Here is a 17,564-nt window from a genome sequence, read left to right as displayed (position 1 = left end):
GCCGTGGACCAGGGTGGGAGCGGGCTTGCTCGCGAAAACGTGGTGACAGTCAATGATGATGTGACTGACCTGACCCCTTCGCGAGCAGGCTCGCTCCCACAGGAAATCTGACCGGCTTGTCTGCTGATTTGTCGCGATAGGATACCCCGCCTGACCTCGCTGCCATTTCGCCGCTGTGCTATCGTTGCGGCATCATTTTGATGTATTCAAAGAGACCTCTGCATGAAGCTGGCTGTCTGGATGACAGGGCGCCTGGTTGGCTACAAGCGACTGTTGCTGCTCAGCCTGCTCTGTTTGGTGAACCTGCCCGTATCCGCGCAGCCCGAGGCCTCCGTAAGCATGGCCGAGCAGCGCGCCAAGGCGGTCACGCAAGTGGTGCTGGGCATCCTCAGTTACGCCCGCTGGCCGTTAGAACCCGCGCAGTTGCGCCTGTGCGTGATCGGCCCTACCGAGTACACCGACGACTTGGTCAAGGGCACCACCCAAGCCACCGGCCGTCCCGTGCGGGTGCGGCGCCTGCTGGCCAACCATCCGGCGATTGCCAGTGAGTGCGATGCGGTCTACATCGGCAAGCTGACCGCCGATGAGCGCAGCGGGTTATTTGCCTCACTGATCGGGCGTCCGGTGCTGAGCATCAGCGAAGCGGACGATCCGTGCACGGTGGGCAGCCTGTTCTGTCTGCGGGTCAGCGACAACCACGTGGCGTTCGAGGTCAACCTCGACTCGGTCGCCCGCAGCGGCGTGCGGATTCACCCCAGCGTCCTGCAACTCTCTCGCCGCAAGGCGGTGCACCCATGAGCCTGCTCAGGCCCGGTAAGCGTCTGACCCTGCGTTCGGTGATCGGCCGTGGCAACCTGGTGGTCGCCCTGGTGGCCGTGACCATGGCCAGCGTGTCCCTGACCCTGCTGGGCGTGTTGGCGTTGCGGGTATACGCCGATCACAACCTGCAGTTGATTGCACGCTCCATCAGTTACACCGTGGAAGCGGCCGTGGTCTTCAACGACCAGACTGCCGCGACCGAGGCGTTGGAGATGATCGCCTCCACCGAAGAAGTGGCCGACGCCCGGGTGTTCGATGACCAGGGCCACCTGTTGGCGCAATGGCAGCGCCCGGAAACCGGCCTGGTGACCCAGTTGGAAATGCAACTGGCCCGCACCTTCCTGGAAAAGCCCATCAACCTGCCGATCCTGCATCAGGACCAGATCATCGGCAGCGTCCTGCTCACCGGGCATGGTGCCAGCCTGATGCGGTTCCTGCTCAGCGGGTTGGCCGGGATCATCCTGTGCACCGCCCTGAGTGCCTGGCTGGCCTTGTACTTGGCCCGGCGCCAGTTGCAAGGCATCACCGGTCCGTTGAGCCGCCTGGCCGAAGTGGCCCACGCCGCCCGCAGCGAGCGGGCATTCGACCGGCGCGTGCCGCCTGCGCGGATCGCCGAGCTGGACAACCTGGGCAACGACTTCAATGCCCTGCTCGACGAACTGGCGTCCTGGCAGACCCACCTGCGCAGCGAAAATGAAAACCTGGCGCACCAGGCCAGCCACGACAGCCTGACCGGCCTGCCGAATCGCGGGTTCTTCGAAGGCCGCTTGATCCGCGCCTTGCGCAACGCCAGCAAGCACCGCGAGCGGGTAGCGGTGCTGTTTCTGGACAGCGACCGGTTCAAGGAGATCAACGACAGCTACGGCCACGCCGCAGGCGATGCGGTATTGGTCGCCGTGGCGACACGGGTTCGTGCGCAGTTGCGCGAAGAGGATCTGGTGGCGCGTCTGGGCGGCGATGAGTTCGCCGTGCTGCTGTCGTCGCTGCACAAGGTCGAAGACGCCGAGCGCATTGCCGGCAAGATCATCAGCAGTATGGCGTTGCCGGTGAAACTGCCGGACAACACCCACGTGTTGACCTCACTCAGTATCGGCATCGCGATTTATCCGGACCATGGCGCCACCCCAGGAGCCCTGCTCAACGCCGCCGATGCCGCGATGTACCAAGCCAAGCGCCTCTCCCGAGGCGGGCAATACACGGCGCAGTCGGAGCACTTCGCCGCCAACGTTCAAACCAGGAGCTAACCCCTTGTTCTCACTGACCCAGCGTTCCCTTCGTTTTCTCGCCCTGAGCCTATTCATGGCCATGCTGGCCCTGACCGGCTGCCAGACCGCCCCGCAAAAGGGTCTGACCGCCGCGCAGATCGCCGTGCTCAAGCAGCAAGGTTTCGAGCTGACCGACGAGGGCTGGGCGTTTGGGTTGTCGGGCAAGGTGTTGTTTGGCAGTGACGTCAAAACCCTCAACACGCAGAGCAGCGAAATCGTCTCGCGCATTGGCAAGGCGCTGCTTGGCGCGGGGATCGACCGCGTGCGCATCGACGGCCACACCGATGCCTCGGGCAAGGAAACCTACAACCAGCAACTGTCCCTGCAGCGTGCCGAAAGTGTGCGTGACGTGCTGGCCAGCGTCGGCATGCCTGAAGCGAACATCCAGTTTCGCGGCCTGGGCAGCAGCGCCCCCGTGGCGTCGAACAAGACCGCAGGCGGACGCACCGAAAATCGCCGGGTGGCGATTGTGGTCAGCGCGGACTAATCGGCAAAGCGCCTCAGATCGACCGCTGGTTCATGCGTTGGGTCAGCTCTTCGGCGGACTCTTTACGTTCCGAGTAGCGGTCAACCAGATCCGGGCGGTCGCGTAGCAGCAGCGTGAACTTCACCAGCTCTTCCATGACGTCTACCACCCGGTCGTACAGCGGGGAGGGTTTCATGCGGTTGGCGTCATCGAACTCCAGATAAGCCTTGGGCACGGAAGATTGATTGGGGATCGTGAACATGCGCATCCAGCGGCCCAGCACGCGAAGCTGATTCACCACATTAAAGGACTGGGAGCCGCCGCTGACTTGCATGACGGCCAGGGTTTTCCCTTGCGTCGGGCGCACCGCCCCCAATGCCAGCGGCACCCAGTCCATTTGCGCCTTGAACACGGCAGTCATGGCACCGTGGCGCTCCGGCGAACACCACACCTGTCCTTCAGACCACTGCATCAGTTCGAGCAGCTCCTGAACTTTCGGGTGATCGTTCGGTGCGTCATCCGGTAGCGGCAGGCCGGACGGGTTGAAGATCCGCGTCTCGGCACCGAAGTGTTCGAGCAGGCGGGCGGCTTCCTCGACCAGCAGGCGACTGAACGAGCGGGTGCGAGTGGAACCGTACAACAACAGGATTCGTGGCTTGTGCGGAGCCTCATTGCCCTGGGTGGTGGGCAGGGTGAGTGTGGTGTCGAGATTGGGCAGTGAATGGCTCATGAGGGCTCCAGTTAGAGGGTGCTGATACGTTCGAGTTCTCGCGCTAGCGCATCGCGATCCAGTTGCGAGAACGGCAGGGCCAGGAATGCTCGGCAGCGCGTTTCAGTGTGCGCCAGGGTGGCGTGGAACGCCGCCGCTACCGTCGCTTCGTCACCCGTCACCTCCGACGGATCTTCCAGCCCCCAATGCGCCTTCAGTGCCGGCCCGAAGTACACGGGACAGGTCTCATTGGCCGCCTTATCGCAGACGGTAATGACAATGTCCGGTGGGCTGCTGTCAAAAGAGTCGTTGCCTTTGCTACTTAACCCGTCGATGGCAATGCCAGCCGCTTGCAGGGTGGTCAGGGTGCGCGGCAGCACCTGTCCCTTGGGGAAACTGCCGGCACTGATTGCCTGGAAGCCTTCCGGTGCGAGATGGTTGAACAGGGCTTCGGACAAGATGCTGCGACAGCTATTGGCGGTACACATAAACAAAACGCGCATGGGGACTCCACTGGCCAGACGAACAGGTTTAAACGCTCAGGCGCAAGGCCAGGGCGGACAGGGTGATGAACAGAATCGGCAGCGTGAGCACCACGCCCACCTTGAAGTAGTAACCCCAGGTGATACGAATGCCTTTGCGCGCCAGGACATGCAGCCAAAGCAGGGTGGCCAAACTGCCGATAGGGGTGATTTTCGGACCCAGATCAGAACCGATAATGTTGGCGTAGATCATGGCCTCGCGCACCACCCCCGTGGCATCACTGGCCTGAATCGATAGTGCCCCGATCAGTACCGTAGGCATGTTGTTCATCCCCGATGCGAGCAAGGCGGTGAGCAGGCCAGTCCCCAGCGCGGCGCCCCAGATGCCGAATTCAGCCAGGTGATTCAGGGCCATCGTCAGGTAGGTGGTCAGTCCGGCGTTTTTCAGCCCGTACACCACCAGGTACATGCCCAGCGAGAACATCACCACCTGCCAAGGGGCTTCACGCAGTACCCGTCGGGTTGAAATGATGTGCCCGCGCGCCGCGACCGCGAACAGCAACGCGGCACAGGCCGCCGCAATGGCACTGATCGGAATACCCAGCGGCTCCAGTGCAAACAGTCCGATCAACAACAACCCCAGAACGATCCAGCCCACACGAAAGGTCAACGGATCGCGCACGGCCTGTCGTGGCTCCTGCAGATCATCCAGCGAGTAGCGGCGTGGTATATCGCGACGAAAAAACCCGTACAGCACAACGAGCGTTGCGCTCACGGCCACCAGGTTGACCGGCACCATGATCGAGGCGTACTGGCTGAAGCCCAGGCCAAAGTAGTCAGCCGATACGATGTTGACGAGATTCGACACCACCAGCGGTAGGCTCGCGGTGTCGGCAATAAAGCCGGCCGCCATGACAAACGCCAAGGTAGAGGCGGGTGAAAACCGCAGTGCGAGCAGGATTGAGATAACGATGGGCGTCAGAATCAGCGCCGCCCCATCGTTGGCAAACAGGGCGGAAACGGCCGCCCCCAGCAGTACCGTGAAGGCGAACAGGCGACGGCCATCGCCCTTGGCCCAGCGCGCCACATGCAACGCGGCCCATTGGAAGAAACCCGCCTCATCAAGCAACAAACTAATGATGATCAGCGCAATGAATGTCGTCGTGGCATTCCAGACAATCGCCCATACCAGGGGGATATCGCCCACCGTCACGACACCGGCAATCAGCGCCAGAACAGCCCCCAACGAGGCACTCCAGCCAACACCCAAGCCCTTGGGTTGCCAGATGACCAGCACCATGGTGAATAGAAAAATAGCGAGCGCGCTCAGCATGTGAAGTCTCGATAGGTGCTGGTTCAGCAGCAGGCGGCGGTGTTGAGCGGGCGGTCGCCCATGGCGTTGAGTCGAGTGCTGTTTTCATCCAGCCAATCGGCGTTGGCGATCAAGGTTGTCTCAAGCACGTCGCGCACCCACGTTGGCAGGTCAGGGTTGAGCCGGTAGTACACCCATTGTCCCTGGCGCCGGTCGAGCAGCAGGCCGCACCCGCGTAACTGTGCGAGGTGGCGAGAGACCTTGGGCTGACTGTCGTCCAAGGCACAGACCAGTTCACACACACATAACTCGCCTTCGCGGGTGATGAGCAGGGTGGCCCGTACGCGAGTTTCATCGGACAGGCATTTGAAGACGGCGGCGGGATTGAGCATGGAAGTGGCTCTGGATATATAGTTATCCGAATATACGGCTATCCATATGTGCCGGGCAAGCCAAACAGGTAAAAAACCCAAGAGGCACCCCGCGAACTGCGCACCGATTCGGCGCAGGCAAGGGGGGGAGAAGGTTATGTTGAAGGCCACACCTCAGTCTACAAACCGAAGCTCCCGTGTCTCACCCATCAACAACCCTTGATTCAGCTCGGTAACTTCCCTGATGTAATCCCACAACAGGGTGATCCGCTTGAGCTTGCGCAGGTCTTCGCGGCAGTACATCCAGAACTGCCGCGTGATAGTGACCTCTTGCGCCAGTACCGGCAGCAACCGTGGGTCCTGGGCCGCCAGGAAGCACGGCAGGATTGCCAGCGAACGTCCTTGCTGCGCCGCGACGAACTGTGCGATCACGCTGGTGCTGCGCAGGTTGGCGCTGGCGCCGGGCAGTACGTTGGCCAGGTACAGCAACTCGGAGCTGAACGCCAGGTCGTCGACGTAACTGATGAATTGATGGCGCGCCAGGTCTGCCGGCTGGCGGATCGGCGGGTGTTGATCGAGGTAATCCTGGGTCGCGTACAGCTGCAAGCGGTAGTCGCACAGCTTGCAGCACACGTAGGGGCCGTGTTCCGGGCGTTCCAGGGCGATGACGATGTCGGCCTCGCGCTTGGACAGGCTGATGAAGTGCGGCAGCGGCAGGATGTCCACCGAGATTGCCGGATAGGCATCGACGAAGTGGCTGAGTTGCGGGGTGATGAAAAAGCTGCCGAAGCCCTCGGTGCAGCCCATCCGCACATGACCCGAGAGCGCCACGCCCGACCCCGACACCTGCTCGCACGCCATGTGCAAGGTGCTTTCAATCGACTCGGCGTACCCCAGCAAACGCTGGCCTTCGGCGGTCAGGACGAAGCCGTTGGTCCGCGACTTCTCGAACAGCAACGTGCCCAGCGCGCCCTCCAGCGAGCTGATGCGCCGCGACACGGTGGTGTAATCCACGGCCAGGCGCTTGGCCGCCGTGCTGGCCTTGCGGGTACGGGCCACTTCCAGGAAAAACTTCAGGTCGTCCCAGTTCAGGGAGCCCAGCGATGTGATGTTTTTTTGCATGTTGGACCGGCTTTTATGTGCGTTCTTATTAGAAGTTTGCACATCTATACTCCAAAAACAGTTCAATCACCAAGGCACGCTGCTCGCCTTGGCTCCCCCCATAACAATAAGCGCCGGAGACCCCCATGAACGCATCGCTTACGCCCAACGAAACCACCGTGCAAAAGGTCAAGCTGCTGATCAATGGCGAGTGGGTCGAGTCCAAGACCGCCGAGTGGCACGACATCGTCAACCCAGCGACCCAGCAAGTCCTGGCCAAGGTGCCGTTTGCCACCCAGGGCGAAGTGGCTGCCGCCATCGATGCCGCCCATCGCGCCTTCCAGACCTGGAAGCTGACGCCGATTGGCGCGCGGATGCGCATCATGCTCAAGCTCCAGGCGTTGATTCGCGAGCACTCCAAGCGCATCGCCGTGGTCCTGAGCGCCGAGCAGGGCAAGACCATCGCCGACGCGGAAGGCGACATCTTCCGCGGCCTGGAAGTGGTCGAACACGCCTGCTCCATCGGCACCCTGCAAATGGGCGAGTTCGCCGAGAACGTCGCCGGTGGCGTCGACACCTACACCCTGCGCCAGCCGATCGGTGTGTGCGCCGGTATTACTCCGTTCAACTTCCCGGCGATGATCCCGCTGTGGATGTTCCCGATGGCCATCGCCTGCGGCAACACCTTCGTGCTCAAGCCCTCGGAGCAGGACCCGCTGTCGACCATGATGCTGGTGGAGCTGGCGATCGAGGCGGGCGTCCCGGCGGGCGTGCTCAACGTGGTCCACGGTGGCAAGGAGGTGGTCGACGCGCTGTGCACCCACAAGGACATCAAGGCCGTGTCGTTCGTCGGTTCGACCGCTGTCGGCACCCACGTCTATGACCTGGCCGGCCAGCACGGCAAGCGCGTGCAATCGATGATGGGCGCCAAGAACCATGCAGTGGTGCTGCCCGATGCCAACCGCGAGCAAACCCTCAACGCCCTGGTCGGCGCCGGGTTTGGTGCCGCTGGCCAGCGCTGCATGGCCACCTCGGTGGTGGTGCTGGTGGGCGCGGCCAAGCAATGGCTGCCGGACCTCAAGGCGCTGGCGCAAAAGCTCAAGGTCAACGCCGGCAGCGAGCCCGGCACCGATGTCGGGCCGGTGATCTCCAAGCGCGCCAAGGCGCGGATCCTCGACCTGATCGAAAGCGGCATCAAGGAAGGCGCCACGCTGGAGCTGGACGGTCGCCAGATCAGCGTCCCGGGCTTCGAGCAAGGCAACTTCGTCGGCCCGACCCTGTTCTCCGGCGTGACCACCCAGATGCAGATCTACACCCAGGAAATCTTCGGCCCGGTGCTGGTGGTGCTGGAAGTCGATACCCTCGACCAGGCCATTGCGCTGGTCAACGCCAACCCGTTCGGCAACGGCACCGGCCTGTTCACCCAGAGCGGCGCGGCGGCACGCAAGTTCCAGAGCGAAATCGACGTCGGCCAGGTCGGCATCAACATCCCGATCCCGGTGCCGGTGCCGTTCTTCAGCTTCACCGGTTCGCGTGGCTCCAAGCTCGGCGACCTCGGCCCGTATGGCAAGCAAGTGGTGCAGTTCTACACTCAGACCAAAACCGTCACCAGCCGCTGGTTCGACGATGACAGCGTCAACGACGGTGTGAACACCACCATCAACCTGCGTTGAGGAAACCGACATGAAAATCGCATTTATCGGCCTGGGCAACATGGGCGCACCGATGGCGCGCAACCTGATCAAGGCTGGGCACGCGTTGAACCTGGTGGACCTCAACCAGGCCGTGCTGGCCGAGCTGGCGCAATTGGGTGGGCACATCAGCGCCTCGGCCCGCGAAGCGGCGCAGGGCGCGGAGCTGGTGATCACCATGTTGCCGGCGGCCGTGCATGTGCGCAGCGTCTGGCTGGGTGAAGACGGCGTGCTGGCGGGGATCGGCAAGGGCGTGCCGGCAGTGGATTGCAGCACCATCGACCCGCAGACCGCCCGTGACGTGGCTGCCGCTGCCGAAAAGCAGGGCGTGAGCATGGCCGATGCGCCGGTCTCCGGCGGCACCGGCGGCGCGGCGGCGGGGACCCTGACCTTCATGGTCGGCGCGCCACCGGAACTGTTCGCCACCCTGCAACCGGTGCTGGCGCAGATGGGCCGCAACATCGTGCACTGCGGTCCGGTCGGGACCGGGCAAATCGCCAAGATCTGCAACAACCTGCTGCTGGCCATCTCCATGGTCGGCACCAGCGAAGCCATGGCCCTGGGCGATGCCCTGGGGATCGATACCCGCGTGCTGGCGGGCATCATCAACAGCTCGACGGGGCGTTGCTGGAGTTCGGAGCTGTACAACCCGTGGCCGGGTGTCGTCGAAACGGCCCCCGCCTCGCGGGGCTACACCGGCGGTTTTGGCGCCGAGCTGATGCTCAAGGACCTGGGCCTGGCCACCGAAGCGGCGCGCCAGGCCCACCAGCCGGTGGTACTCGGCGCGGTGGCCCAGCAGTTGTACCAGGCGATGAGCCAGCGCGGCGAAGGCGGCCAGGATTTCTCGGCCATCATCAACAGCTATCGCAAGCCGCAGTAAGGGCACCATGCTTGCGTTTAGGCATTGAGAGGGCATCTGTGGCGAGCGAGCTTGCTCGCCACAGCGTGCGGTGGCGGCGCTCAGGCAAACACGAAGTACTTGCGCACGGTCTCCACCACTTCCCAGGTGCCGGTCATTCCCGGTTCCACGACGAAGATATCCCCCGCCCGCAGATGAATCGGCGCCAGGCCGTCCGGGGTGATCACGCAGTAGCCTTCCTGGAAATGGCAGTACTCCCACTTCACGTACTCGACCCGCCACTTGCCCGGCGTGCAGATCCAGGTGCCCATGATCTTGCTGCCATCCTCGCTGGTGTAGGCGTTGAGGTTGACGGTGTGTGGGTCGCCTTCGAGCTTTTCCCACTTGCAGGCATCGAGCACGGGCAGAGGATGGGTATCGCGCAGTACGGTAATGGGGGTAGACATGCTGACTCCGAACGTTAGGCAGGACTGAAGCCGCACCCTATAGCGCCCGGTGGGGTGTCAGTTGTCTGTGCTCGACCCCCAGCTATCCAGAAGCGCACAGGGCCTCAGATTTGCCCCAGTGGGCAATGGTTCTGCGCTTGCAGCAGATTGGCCTGCAGTTCGCTCAGTTGTTCGTGCTGGCGGGTCAGGTGGGCGATGGTATCCGCCAGTTGGGTCTTCTTATCGATGATCGCCTGGTGCGCCAGGTTCCACGGCACCGCCTGGCCACGGCGGGCGTCGAACATCACCTGCATTTCCTTGAGCTTGAAGCCCAGTTGCTGGGCGCATTTGATAAAGCTCAACAGCTCGATGCTGTGCTGATCATAGATGCGGTATTTGCCCTGGCGCTGCGCGGGTGGCAAGAGGCCGATGTCCTCGTAGTGACGGATGCTCTTGATGGTGGTGCCCGACAACTGCGCAGCTTTACCGATGTACATGAAAAGTCCCTTTTTCGTGATGCCTATCTGATGGCACTGGCGATTATCCCTGAGACTTAGCCTTGAGCGATAGCCTGGACTTTCATCAGCCACGCCTCGCGTTGCCCATCGGTCGAGCCCAGCACCGGACCGAAGGTCAGGGTGTGGCGCGGTTTGATCCCGCAAAACGCCAGGGTCGTGCGGCGCACCTGGTGCAGGCCGGGCATGCGATAGACCCAGCGGTAATACCAGGGCGGGGTGTCCATGGTCACCAGCAGGTCGGCGCTGCGCCCGCGCAATAGTTTTTCGGGGAAGGCCTTGCCGGGCCGGTACTTGAAGGCGAATCCGGGCAGCAGCACGCGGTCGAAAAAGCCCTTGAGCAACGCCGGAATCGCGCCCCACCAGATGGGATAGATCAACGTCAGGTGCTCGGCCCAGGTGATATCGGCCTGGGCCTGGAGCAGGTCGGCCTCCAGCGGCTGAACCTGTCGATAGCCCTCGCGCAGGATCGGGTCGAAGTCCAGGGCGCCCAGGCGCAGTTCACGCACCTCATGCCCGGCATTCCGGGCCGTTTGCACGTAGCGCTCGGCAAGCGCCGCGCAAAAGCTGGTGGTCGAGGGGTGGCCGAGGATCACGACTATTCGTTTGCTCATGGGCGTATTCCTGGGGCTGAAAACCCGAGGATAAAGTCCGCCCCATGGGGGAGAGTCAAGCGGCGGTTGGATACACGGCCCCGGCGGTGAAATTTCTCCGCGTCAAATGCCGGTTTCTTAGCAGTAAGTGCGAAACATTTGGCGTTGGCCGAAGATTTTTGCAAGAAAGTTCAGATGGTTCGCTCGTATCATTCACCTGTGAGCAAGCCGAGATTCCTACAATGAAAAGTACGCCGTCCTGGTGGGACATCAGCCCACCCTTGAGCACCGCAACCCCGACCTGGCCCGGTGATACGCCGTTCCAGGAAGAACGCGTGTGGACCTTCGGGCCGGAGTGCCCGGTCAATGTTGGGCGCATCACCCTGTCACCCCATACGGGCGCCCACGTCGACGCCCCGCTGCATTACAGCCCTGACGGCGCGCCGATTGGCGAGGTGTCGCTGGACGTCTACATGGGCACGTGCCGCGTACTGCATTGCCTGGACAGTGGCGCCCTGGTCCGCCCCGAACAGCTTGAAGGGCGCCTTGCCAACCTGCCCGAGCGGGTCTTGTTGCGCACCTATCGCCAGGCGCCGCTGACGACCTGGGACCCGGTCTTCACTGCCGTGGCCAAGGACACCGTCGAGTTGCTGGCCCGTCTTGGCGTGCGCCTGATTGGGATCGACACGCCGTCCCTGGACCCCCAGCAATCCAAGACCATGGATGCCCATAACGCGGTGGCCCGGCACGGCATGGCTATCCTCGAAGGCATCGTGCTCGACGACGTAGCCGAGGGCGACTACGAGTTGATCGCGCTGCCACTGCGCTTTGCCCACCTGGATGCGAGCCCCGTGCGGGCAATCCTGCGTCCGCTGCCTGCCCCTTTTCCTTTGGAGTCTGCTCGATGAGCCAATGTCCCTATTCGGCGAGCAATCAGCCGCCGAGCACCCCAACCGATGAGTGGCATAACGCCGAGCTGAATTTCTCCGACTCCATGAGTTACGGCGATTACCTGGACCTGGGACGGATTCTCAGCGCCCAGCACCCACTGTCGCCGGACCATAACGAGATGCTGTTCATCATCCAGCACCAGACCTCCGAGCTGTGGATGAAGCTGATGCTGCACGAACTCAAGGCCGCTCGGGAGCACGTGCGCCTGGGTGAGTTGCCGCCGGCGTTCAAGATGCTGGCGCGGGTCTCGCGGATCTTCGATCAGTTGGTGACGGCCTGGACCGTGCTGGCCACGATGACGCCCACCGAGTACCACGCGATTCGTCCGTTCCTCGGGCAGTCGTCGGGCTTCCAGTCGTTCCAGTACCGTGAGATCGAGTTCATTCTCGGCAACAAGAGCGCGACCCTGTTGCGTCCCCACGCCCATCGCCCGGAGTTGCTGGCCGAGCTGCAACTGTCGCTGGCCACGCCATCGCTGTACGACGAAGCGATCCGGCTGATGGTCAGTGCCGGGCTTGAGATCGACCCGCAGCGCCTGAGCTGCGACCCGACCCAGCCCACCGCCCACGATCCTTCAGTGGAAGCCGCCTGGCGCGTGGTCTACCAGAACCCTTCGCAGTACTGGGACCTGTATCAGTTGGCCGAGAAGTTCATCGACCTGGAAGACTCGTTCCGCCAATGGCGCTTCCGCCATGTCACCACGGTGGAGCGCATCATCGGCTTCCAGCCCGGCACCGGCGGCACTGAAGGCGTGGGCTACCTGCGCAAGATGCTCGACACCGTGTTGTTCCCGGAGTTGTGGCGGGTGCGTTCGACGCTCTGATCCCGCGCGATCACCGCTGGCGTGCCTCCTCGGTGTAAGCCTTAAGGCTTGGGGGAGGAGGGGAACATGTCGGCGGTGATTTGTTCCAGCATGTGGTCTGGACTGTAGTGGTGAAGTATCGCTTCGGGAATTGGGCGGACGGGGGTGGCGATGAAATCCTGCAAACCGTGCAGTGTGTCGTCACGGACGATGAAGATGTTCTCCGGCCGGAACAGGTTCAACGAGTTGACCGTTTGATTGGCGGTGATCAGCTTCTTGTTAAAGAAGATTGACTCCAATACCCGCAGGGTAATCCCGGACTGCCCCTCTTGATTGATATCGACCAGGATGTCCGCTTGAAGCGAACGCTTAATGTTTTCCTCATAAGGCAGGATGTCGTCGATGTAATAGTCGGACGTGCCGGTTGAACTGTAGTCTTTGGCGATATGAAAGTCGGCGATACAACCCTGGCGCTGTAGTTGTTGTGCCATTGATTCTATGGCGCGGACCCGGCCTTTATCGCGCCCCAGAAAAAAGCAGGTGGGCGTAACCCCAGGTGCGCGGGTTGTGCTGCACAGGCGTTTGGCATCATCAATCCCATAGGGGAAGAATTGATCCATGTATTGCATGCCGAACTCTTCGCATTGCGCTTTATCGAAGCTATACACGTTGTCGAACGTGAGCAGGGCATTGCGTACGTAATTGGCATCGACCAAGTCCCTGACCAACAGGACTTTTTTCCCCTTGAACTGTTGAATGATGCTGGGGTTCAGGCCACGGCCACTTTGGCCTTCATTACAGATCAGGATGTCGTCACTGGATTCTTTGTGTGCTGCCAGGATGCGCGAGGCGAGCCATTGATTACCAATGGAGCGGCGCTTGAGTCGCTTGTTGATTGAAATGAGGTAGCGATTCAAGCGCTTGGCGAAGTTGGGGACGGTAATGGTGCTAACGTCGTGCCGCCGTGCCAAGTTGGCGATCATGGTTTTTTCGTACTGAGCCGTCCAGCCAATAAAAAAGTATTTCATCCGGTCTTCTTAGTGCCCAAGCGGTAGGTACGGTAGTCAAGTAGTGGGTGACGCGAGATCAGCATAACGTCGCGGTGACTTCGGCGAGTGTGATGCGCGGTATCAGCGTGTCGGGGATTCTTGAGGTGGTCGACAAGTTGTAGACCGAGAAGTCTTTGCCCATGACTTCTTTTGACATCAGGCTCAGTGACGGCAGTATTCTGGACTCGAAGTAGTCATCCAGTCCGCACGGCGAGTTGGACTCTCCGTTGCGCTCATAAAACCGCCCCGCGTTTTGATTGAGGTCGACACCGACTAGATACACCTTGGTAAAGCCCAAGTGATAGGCGATTTGCAGGGCCAGGTACGCAACGGTACGCGCATCAAAAAAACCGTTCTTCAGGTTCTTGCTGAAACCGATGGTTTTATTTCGGCTCCCAAACTTTGCGCGGCGAATCAGCCCGGTCTTGTTTCCTGGCAGGTACTCTCTCCAGCCCGGCTTGGCGGTCGCCTTGGCGATAACGTACAGCTTGCCCTTGGGCGATGACTGGGACTGGGCGTGATCCTCCCACAGGGCCACGCGTTGACTCAGGCGCATGGCCAACTCGAACAACTCGGGTTGTTGCCTGGAAAACCCAGTGTCGGTACAGGTGTAGAAGTAGGGTTTTATCCCCGACTCGCGAAACATCGAGATCGCGCCATTCATGGTAATCATGGGAATGTGGGCGAACTGCTCGATCGGGAAGTCTTTTGCCGACGCACCGGAAGCGATAATGAAGACGGCGCCGGTCTCAACGTTTCGGCAGTCTTCAAAATCATGTGGGACATGACACTCGGCGTGGCAGTGTCCAGTGTGTTCAGCGGTGCGCGTCATATGAAATGTGTCTCTTGGTTTAGCTTTGCTTGCTTGAGTACGAATGAATAGGTGTCTAGGACGGTCCATTTGAGGAGGGGTTATGGTGCCACGTCTAGAGGACGTTTCTCAAATATGTCGATTTAGTCGTTATGTGTACGTTGCTGACAAAAAAAGCCCCGGTATTCATTGAATTCCGGGGCTTTTTATCGCGTCTTGAACGATTACCGCGCGGCAGCCACCGCGTTGGCCTTGTTCATTCGTATCCGGTAGAAGACGTAGAGAATCCCCACCCACACCGGTATCGCATACACCGATGCCCGCACGCCCGGGATCGCCAGCATCACGCAGATGATCATCAGCATGAAGGCCAGGCACAGGTAGTTGCTGAACGGGAACCAGAAGGCCTTGAACGACGGCACGTGGCCTTGTTCGGCCATGGCCTTGCGGAACTTGATGTGGGTCAGGCTGATCAGTGCCCAGTTGATCATCAAGGACGCCACCACCAGCGCGAACAACAGCTCCAGCGCGTTATGCGGGGCCACGTAGTTGATCACCACGCACAACAGCGTGACCAGCGCGGAAATCCCCAGGGCCCGCAGTGGCACGCCTTGCTTGTTGAGCTTGAGCAGCGCCTTGGGGGCGTCGCCTTGTTCCGCCAGGCCGAACAGCATGCGGCTGTTGCAGTACACACCGCTGTTGTACACCGACAACGCGGCGGTCAGGACCACGAAGTTGAGGATGTGCGCGGCCGTGTCGTTGCCGATCAGGGAGAAGATCTGCACGAACGGGCTGCCGCTGTAGGCATCGCCGGACGCGCCCAGGGTGACCAGCAATTGGTCCCATGGGTACAGCGACAGCAGCACGGCCAGGGCGCCGACGTAGAAGATCAGGATCCGGTACACCACCTGGTTGATCGCCTTGGGGATCACTTTGCGGGGTTCGCTGGCCTCGGCGGCAGTGATGCCCACCAGCTCCAGGCCACCGAAGGAGAACATGATGAAGGCCATGGCCATCAGCAGCCCCGTGCCGCCATTGGGGAAGAACCCGCCATGGCTCCACAGGTTGCTCACCGAGGCTTGCGGGCCGCCGGTGCCGGTGAACAGCAGGTAGCAACCGAGCACGATCATGCCAATGATTGCCACGACCTTGATGATCGCGAACCAGAATTCGGTCTCGCCGAAGAACTTCACGTTCAGCGTGTTGATCAGGTTGACCAGGACAAAGAACACCACCGCGCTGGCCCAGGTCGGAATCTCCGGCCACCAGAACTGAATGTACTTGCCGACCGCCGTTAGCTCGGCCATGCCCACCAGCACATACAGCACCCAGTAGTTCCAGCCCGCCAGGAAGCCGGTGTAGCTGCCCCAGTATTTGTGGGCGAAGTGGCTGAAGGAGCCCGCCACCGGTTCTTCAACGATCATCTCGCCCAGTTGGCGCATGATCAGGAACGCGATGAACCCGGCGATCGCATAGCCCAGGATCATCGATGGTCCTGCCGACTTGAGCACGCCGGCCGAGCCCAGGAACAGGCCCGTGCCAATCGCCCCACCCAAGGCAATCAGTTGAATATGCCGGTTCTTCAGACCTCGCTTGAGGCCTACCGGGTTAACCATGTCATCCGCCATACAGATTCCCTTTTTACTTGTTGTTGTCAGGGTTGATCGCACACACGCAGAATCAGCCCCTCACCGCTGAGGGATCAGATATTACTCTCGGTGAACTTTTCGTAATACAACTGAACGCACTCAAGCCCTTGATCCTGCCGCCATTGCTTGATGGATTCGACCATCGGCGGCGGACCGCACACGTACATATCCGCCGTTGTGTCCCGCAATTCGGCCACCTCGAAATGGTCGGTAAGGTAGCCCCGCTTGCCCGTCCACTGTGGCGAAGGATCGCTGAGCACCTCGGTGTAGCGAAAGCCCGGGAGTGTTTCGGCATACGCCTTGATCCGCTCGGCTTCGCACAAATCCGCGGCACTGCGCACGCCGTAGTACAGATGCACCGGCTGCTCGCAGCCGCGTGCGACGAGTTCATCGAGCATACCCAGCAGCGCCGACAGCCCGGTGCCGCCCGCCACCAGCACCAGCGGCCGGGCGACCTGGCGCAGGTAGAACGCGCCCAGCGGGGCTTCCAGCAACAGCTCATCACCCACTTGGCAGCGCTCGCGCACGTAGTTGCTCATCACCCCATCCGGCAGCAGGCGGATCAAGAACTGCAAGCGATTCCCCGGCCGGTTGGCGAAGGAATAGGAGCGTTGGTGCGCGGTCCCTGGAATCGACAGGCGGGCGTATTGCCCCGGCAGGAAGTCCAGGGGCTGGTCCAGTTGCAGGTACACAATCGCCGTGCTGTCGGAGACCGGCTGTACTTCGCAGACCTTGCCCAGGCGCTGCGCCGGCTTGGCGGCGTTGCACAGGCTCGACGCAAAATCGAAGTAAAACGTGGCATCAGACGTCACCCGGGTCTGGCAGGTGAGCATCTTGCGCTGCGCCAGATCGAGGCTGGAGAGGGCTTCCTCGTCGACGTAGTCCTGGCTGTAGTCGCCGGACTCACAACGGCCCTGGCAGGTGCCGCAGACCCCTTCGCGGCAATCTAGCGGTATGTTGATGCCGTTGCGCAGCGCGGCATCGAGCAGTATTTCGTTGGCCTGCACGGGAAAGAACAGGGTCTTGCCGTCGGCAAAGCTGAACGCCACTTTGTGATTCATTCGCACCTCTGCGTGTAGGTAGGTTGAAAGGTGAACGCCACGGTACGTGTGGGCGCGCGCCAGTTCGCGAAAGCGCGGGTCAGCCACGCCGTCATTCGCGAGCAGGCTCGCTCCCACAGAGGCGGGCGGTGTGCGGCCGACTAGAGGTGGTAGAAGTCGAGCACCGAGTTGATGTGGTCGTTGAGCAGCAACACGTGTTTGCGCATGATCAGCCAGCGGTCGCCATGGGGCTTGAGGCGATAGGTCGCGGAGCCATAGAACTGCTCCGAGGCGGCCAGGCGGAAGAACAACGTGTGCCAGTTCAAGCGGACCTCCAGTTCACCGTCGGGCAACTCGCTGATGCGCACGTTGTTGATCAGGTGCAGGGTGCGCGGCATCGGCGTGGCCGAGGCCGCCTTGCCGGTGCGCAGGCGGAACACGCGGTCCTCCAGGCCCGAGCGGTTGCTGTAGTAGATCAGCGACATCTCGCGCTTGGGGTCGCGGGTGTAGACGTGCTCGGAGTCCCATTGCGGCAAGTGGAACTCACTCAGCGGATCGAACAGCGCCAGGTAGGCGTCCCATTCCTTGGCGTCGCACAGCTCGGACTTGCGGTAGAAGAATTGTTCGATCTGGTACTGCAATTGCGCATTCATG

Annotated in this window: 20 protein-coding genes; 7 read left to right on the top strand and 13 right to left on the bottom strand. The window is 61.5% G+C overall.

Translation table 11 applies throughout. From position 1 onward, the window contains the following. Positions 1-222 precede the first annotated feature (222 nt). The 3 genes from BMW74_RS23065 to BMW74_RS23055 are packed head-to-tail and all read left to right on the top strand — an operon-like array spanning position 223 to position 2,571. Positions 223-798: a regulatory sequestration protein YfiR gene (locus BMW74_RS23065; protein WP_093426439.1), complete on the top strand. Its 576-nt coding sequence runs from the start codon at positions 223-225 to the stop codon at positions 796-798. After that, entirely contained in the window at positions 795-2,063 is a 1,269-nt protein-coding gene (locus BMW74_RS23060; protein ID WP_093426438.1) for a diguanylate cyclase DgcN/YfiN, read from the top strand. The genes BMW74_RS23065 and BMW74_RS23060 overlap by 4 nt, the downstream gene beginning before the upstream one ends. 55 nt (positions 2,064-2,118) lie before the next feature. Beyond that, the gene (locus BMW74_RS23055) at positions 2,119-2,571 is read left to right on the top strand and encodes an outer membrane lipoprotein YfiB (RefSeq protein WP_093426444.1); all 453 of its coding nucleotides are present in this window, start codon (positions 2,119-2,121) and stop codon (positions 2,569-2,571) included. Positions 2,572-2,584: 13 nt separating this feature from the next. On the opposite strand, the gene arsH is transcribed toward BMW74_RS23055, so the two are convergent. The 5 genes from arsH to BMW74_RS23030 all read right to left on the bottom strand — a co-directional run bounded on the left by arsH (position 2,585) and on the right by BMW74_RS23030 (position 6,546). Then, on the bottom strand, positions 2,585-3,280 hold the full coding sequence (gene arsH / locus BMW74_RS23050; protein WP_093426437.1) for an arsenical resistance protein ArsH: 696 nt from the start codon (positions 3,278-3,280) through the stop codon (positions 2,585-2,587). 11 nt (positions 3,281-3,291) lie between these two features. Continuing rightward, the gene (locus BMW74_RS23045) at positions 3,292-3,762 is read right to left on the bottom strand and encodes an arsenate reductase ArsC (RefSeq protein ID WP_093426436.1); all 471 of its coding nucleotides are present in this window, start codon (positions 3,760-3,762) and stop codon (positions 3,292-3,294) included. 28 nt (positions 3,763-3,790) lie between these two features. After that, positions 3,791-5,074, bottom strand: a complete 1,284-nt coding sequence (locus tag BMW74_RS23040; protein ID WP_093426435.1) for an arsenic transporter — start codon at positions 5,072-5,074, stop codon at positions 3,791-3,793. Positions 5,075-5,097: 23 nt separating this feature from the next. Next, positions 5,098-5,445, bottom strand: a complete 348-nt coding sequence (locus tag BMW74_RS23035) for a metalloregulator ArsR/SmtB family transcription factor (RefSeq protein ID WP_093426434.1) — start codon at positions 5,443-5,445, stop codon at positions 5,098-5,100. Between the two features lie 153 nt (positions 5,446-5,598). Next, complete coding sequence (locus tag BMW74_RS23030; RefSeq protein WP_093426433.1) at positions 5,599-6,546, bottom strand: LysR family transcriptional regulator; 948 nt, start codon at positions 6,544-6,546, stop codon at positions 5,599-5,601. Between the two features lie 125 nt (positions 6,547-6,671). Between BMW74_RS23030 and BMW74_RS23025 the strand changes: the two genes are divergently transcribed. Together BMW74_RS23025 and mmsB are read left to right on the top strand one after the other, a co-directional pair. Beyond that, on the top strand, positions 6,672-8,198 hold the full coding sequence (locus tag BMW74_RS23025; protein ID WP_093426432.1) for a CoA-acylating methylmalonate-semialdehyde dehydrogenase: 1,527 nt from the start codon (positions 6,672-6,674) through the stop codon (positions 8,196-8,198). A gap of 10 nt (positions 8,199-8,208) precedes the next feature. Further along, positions 8,209-9,096, top strand: a complete 888-nt coding sequence (mmsB, locus tag BMW74_RS23020) for a 3-hydroxyisobutyrate dehydrogenase (RefSeq protein ID WP_093426431.1) — start codon at positions 8,209-8,211, stop codon at positions 9,094-9,096. A gap of 80 nt (positions 9,097-9,176) precedes the next feature. Here the strand turns inward: mmsB and BMW74_RS23015 are convergent, their stop codons facing one another. The 3 genes from BMW74_RS23015 to BMW74_RS23005 form a co-directional block, all read right to left on the bottom strand. Next, the gene (locus BMW74_RS23015; protein ID WP_093426430.1) at positions 9,177-9,521 is read right to left on the bottom strand and encodes a cupin domain-containing protein; all 345 of its coding nucleotides are present in this window, start codon (positions 9,519-9,521) and stop codon (positions 9,177-9,179) included. 104 nt (positions 9,522-9,625) lie between these two features. Then, entirely contained in the window at positions 9,626-9,997 is a 372-nt protein-coding gene (locus BMW74_RS23010) for a MerR family transcriptional regulator (protein ID WP_093426429.1), read from the bottom strand. 56 nt (positions 9,998-10,053) lie between these two features. Then, the gene (locus BMW74_RS23005) at positions 10,054-10,629 is read right to left on the bottom strand and encodes an NAD(P)H-dependent oxidoreductase (RefSeq protein ID WP_093426428.1); all 576 of its coding nucleotides are present in this window, start codon (positions 10,627-10,629) and stop codon (positions 10,054-10,056) included. Positions 10,630-10,850: 221 nt separating this feature from the next. On the opposite strand from BMW74_RS23005, the gene kynB reads away from it, so the two are divergent. Together kynB and kynA are read left to right on the top strand one after the other, a co-directional pair. Beyond that, the gene (gene kynB, locus BMW74_RS23000) at positions 10,851-11,516 is read left to right on the top strand and encodes an arylformamidase (RefSeq protein ID WP_093426427.1); all 666 of its coding nucleotides are present in this window, start codon (positions 10,851-10,853) and stop codon (positions 11,514-11,516) included. After that, complete coding sequence (gene kynA, locus BMW74_RS22995; RefSeq protein WP_093426426.1) at positions 11,513-12,382, top strand: tryptophan 2,3-dioxygenase; 870 nt, start codon at positions 11,513-11,515, stop codon at positions 12,380-12,382. Before kynB ends, kynA begins: the two co-directional genes overlap by 4 nt. Positions 12,383-12,423: 41 nt before the next feature. Here kynA and BMW74_RS22990 read toward each other — a convergent pair whose 3' ends face one another. The 5 genes from BMW74_RS22990 to antB all read right to left on the bottom strand — a co-directional run bounded on the left by BMW74_RS22990 (position 12,424) and on the right by antB (position 17,563). Beyond that, on the bottom strand, positions 12,424-13,389 hold the full coding sequence (locus BMW74_RS22990) for a WaaS/CpsH family glycosyltransferase (protein WP_093426425.1): 966 nt from the start codon (positions 13,387-13,389) through the stop codon (positions 12,424-12,426). Between the two features lie 58 nt (positions 13,390-13,447). Beyond that, positions 13,448-14,242, bottom strand: a complete 795-nt coding sequence (locus tag BMW74_RS22985; protein WP_093426424.1) for a lipopolysaccharide biosynthesis protein — start codon at positions 14,240-14,242, stop codon at positions 13,448-13,450. Between the two features lie 203 nt (positions 14,243-14,445). Then, the gene (locus BMW74_RS22980) at positions 14,446-15,849 is read right to left on the bottom strand and encodes an amino acid permease (RefSeq protein ID WP_093426423.1); all 1,404 of its coding nucleotides are present in this window, start codon (positions 15,847-15,849) and stop codon (positions 14,446-14,448) included. Between the two features lie 74 nt (positions 15,850-15,923). Beyond that, positions 15,924-16,931, bottom strand: a complete 1,008-nt coding sequence (gene antC / locus BMW74_RS22975) for an anthranilate 1,2-dioxygenase electron transfer component AntC (RefSeq protein ID WP_093426422.1) — start codon at positions 16,929-16,931, stop codon at positions 15,924-15,926. 140 nt (positions 16,932-17,071) lie between these two features. Next, positions 17,072-17,563 (bottom strand): anthranilate 1,2-dioxygenase small subunit, encoded by a 492-nt coding sequence (gene antB, locus BMW74_RS22970; protein WP_093426421.1) that lies wholly within the window; start codon positions 17,561-17,563, stop codon positions 17,072-17,074. Between the last annotated feature and the right edge of the window lies 1 nt (position 17,564).

The sequence above is a fragment of the Pseudomonas sp. ok272 genome (assembly GCF_900109995.1).
Taxonomy (GTDB): Bacteria; Pseudomonadota; Gammaproteobacteria; order Pseudomonadales; family Pseudomonadaceae; genus Aquipseudomonas.
This window is presented reverse-complemented; position numbering and strand designations above follow the sequence as displayed.

Bases quoted from the DNA above. Each gene is read 5' to 3' on its own strand.
- BMW74_RS23065 (WP_093426439.1), top strand. From the start codon at position 223: ATGAAGCTGGCTGTCTGGATGACAGGGCGCCTGGTTGGCTACAAGCGA.
- BMW74_RS23060 (WP_093426438.1), top strand. From the start codon at position 795: ATGAGCCTGCTCAGGCCCGGTAAGCGTCTGACCCTGCGTTCGGTGATC.
- BMW74_RS23055 (WP_093426444.1), top strand. From the start codon at position 2,119: ATGGCCATGCTGGCCCTGACCGGCTGCCAGACCGCCCCGCAAAAGGGT.
- arsH (WP_093426437.1), bottom strand. From the start codon at position 3,280: ATGAGCCATTCACTGCCCAATCTCGACACCACACTCACCCTGCCCACC.
- BMW74_RS23045 (WP_093426436.1), bottom strand. From the start codon at position 3,762: ATGCGCGTTTTGTTTATGTGTACCGCCAATAGCTGTCGCAGCATCTTG.
- BMW74_RS23040 (WP_093426435.1), bottom strand. From the start codon at position 5,074: ATGCTGAGCGCGCTCGCTATTTTTCTATTCACCATGGTGCTGGTCATC.
- BMW74_RS23035 (WP_093426434.1), bottom strand. From the start codon at position 5,445: ATGCTCAATCCCGCCGCCGTCTTCAAATGCCTGTCCGATGAAACTCGC.
- BMW74_RS23030 (WP_093426433.1), bottom strand. From the start codon at position 6,546: ATGCAAAAAAACATCACATCGCTGGGCTCCCTGAACTGGGACGACCTG.
- BMW74_RS23025 (WP_093426432.1), top strand. From the start codon at position 6,672: ATGAACGCATCGCTTACGCCCAACGAAACCACCGTGCAAAAGGTCAAG.
- mmsB (WP_093426431.1), top strand. From the start codon at position 8,209: ATGAAAATCGCATTTATCGGCCTGGGCAACATGGGCGCACCGATGGCG.
- BMW74_RS23015 (WP_093426430.1), bottom strand. From the start codon at position 9,521: ATGTCTACCCCCATTACCGTACTGCGCGATACCCATCCTCTGCCCGTG.
- BMW74_RS23010 (WP_093426429.1), bottom strand. From the start codon at position 9,997: ATGTACATCGGTAAAGCTGCGCAGTTGTCGGGCACCACCATCAAGAGC.
- BMW74_RS23005 (WP_093426428.1), bottom strand. From the start codon at position 10,629: ATGAGCAAACGAATAGTCGTGATCCTCGGCCACCCCTCGACCACCAGC.
- kynB (WP_093426427.1), top strand. From the start codon at position 10,851: ATGAAAAGTACGCCGTCCTGGTGGGACATCAGCCCACCCTTGAGCACC.
- kynA (WP_093426426.1), top strand. From the start codon at position 11,513: ATGAGCCAATGTCCCTATTCGGCGAGCAATCAGCCGCCGAGCACCCCA.
- BMW74_RS22990 (WP_093426425.1), bottom strand. From the start codon at position 13,389: ATGAAATACTTTTTTATTGGCTGGACGGCTCAGTACGAAAAAACCATG.
- BMW74_RS22985 (WP_093426424.1), bottom strand. From the start codon at position 14,242: ATGACGCGCACCGCTGAACACACTGGACACTGCCACGCCGAGTGTCAT.
- BMW74_RS22980 (WP_093426423.1), bottom strand. From the start codon at position 15,849: ATGGCGGATGACATGGTTAACCCGGTAGGCCTCAAGCGAGGTCTGAAG.
- antC (WP_093426422.1), bottom strand. From the start codon at position 16,931: ATGAATCACAAAGTGGCGTTCAGCTTTGCCGACGGCAAGACCCTGTTC.
- antB (WP_093426421.1), bottom strand. From the start codon at position 17,563: ATGAATGCGCAATTGCAGTACCAGATCGAACAATTCTTCTACCGCAAG.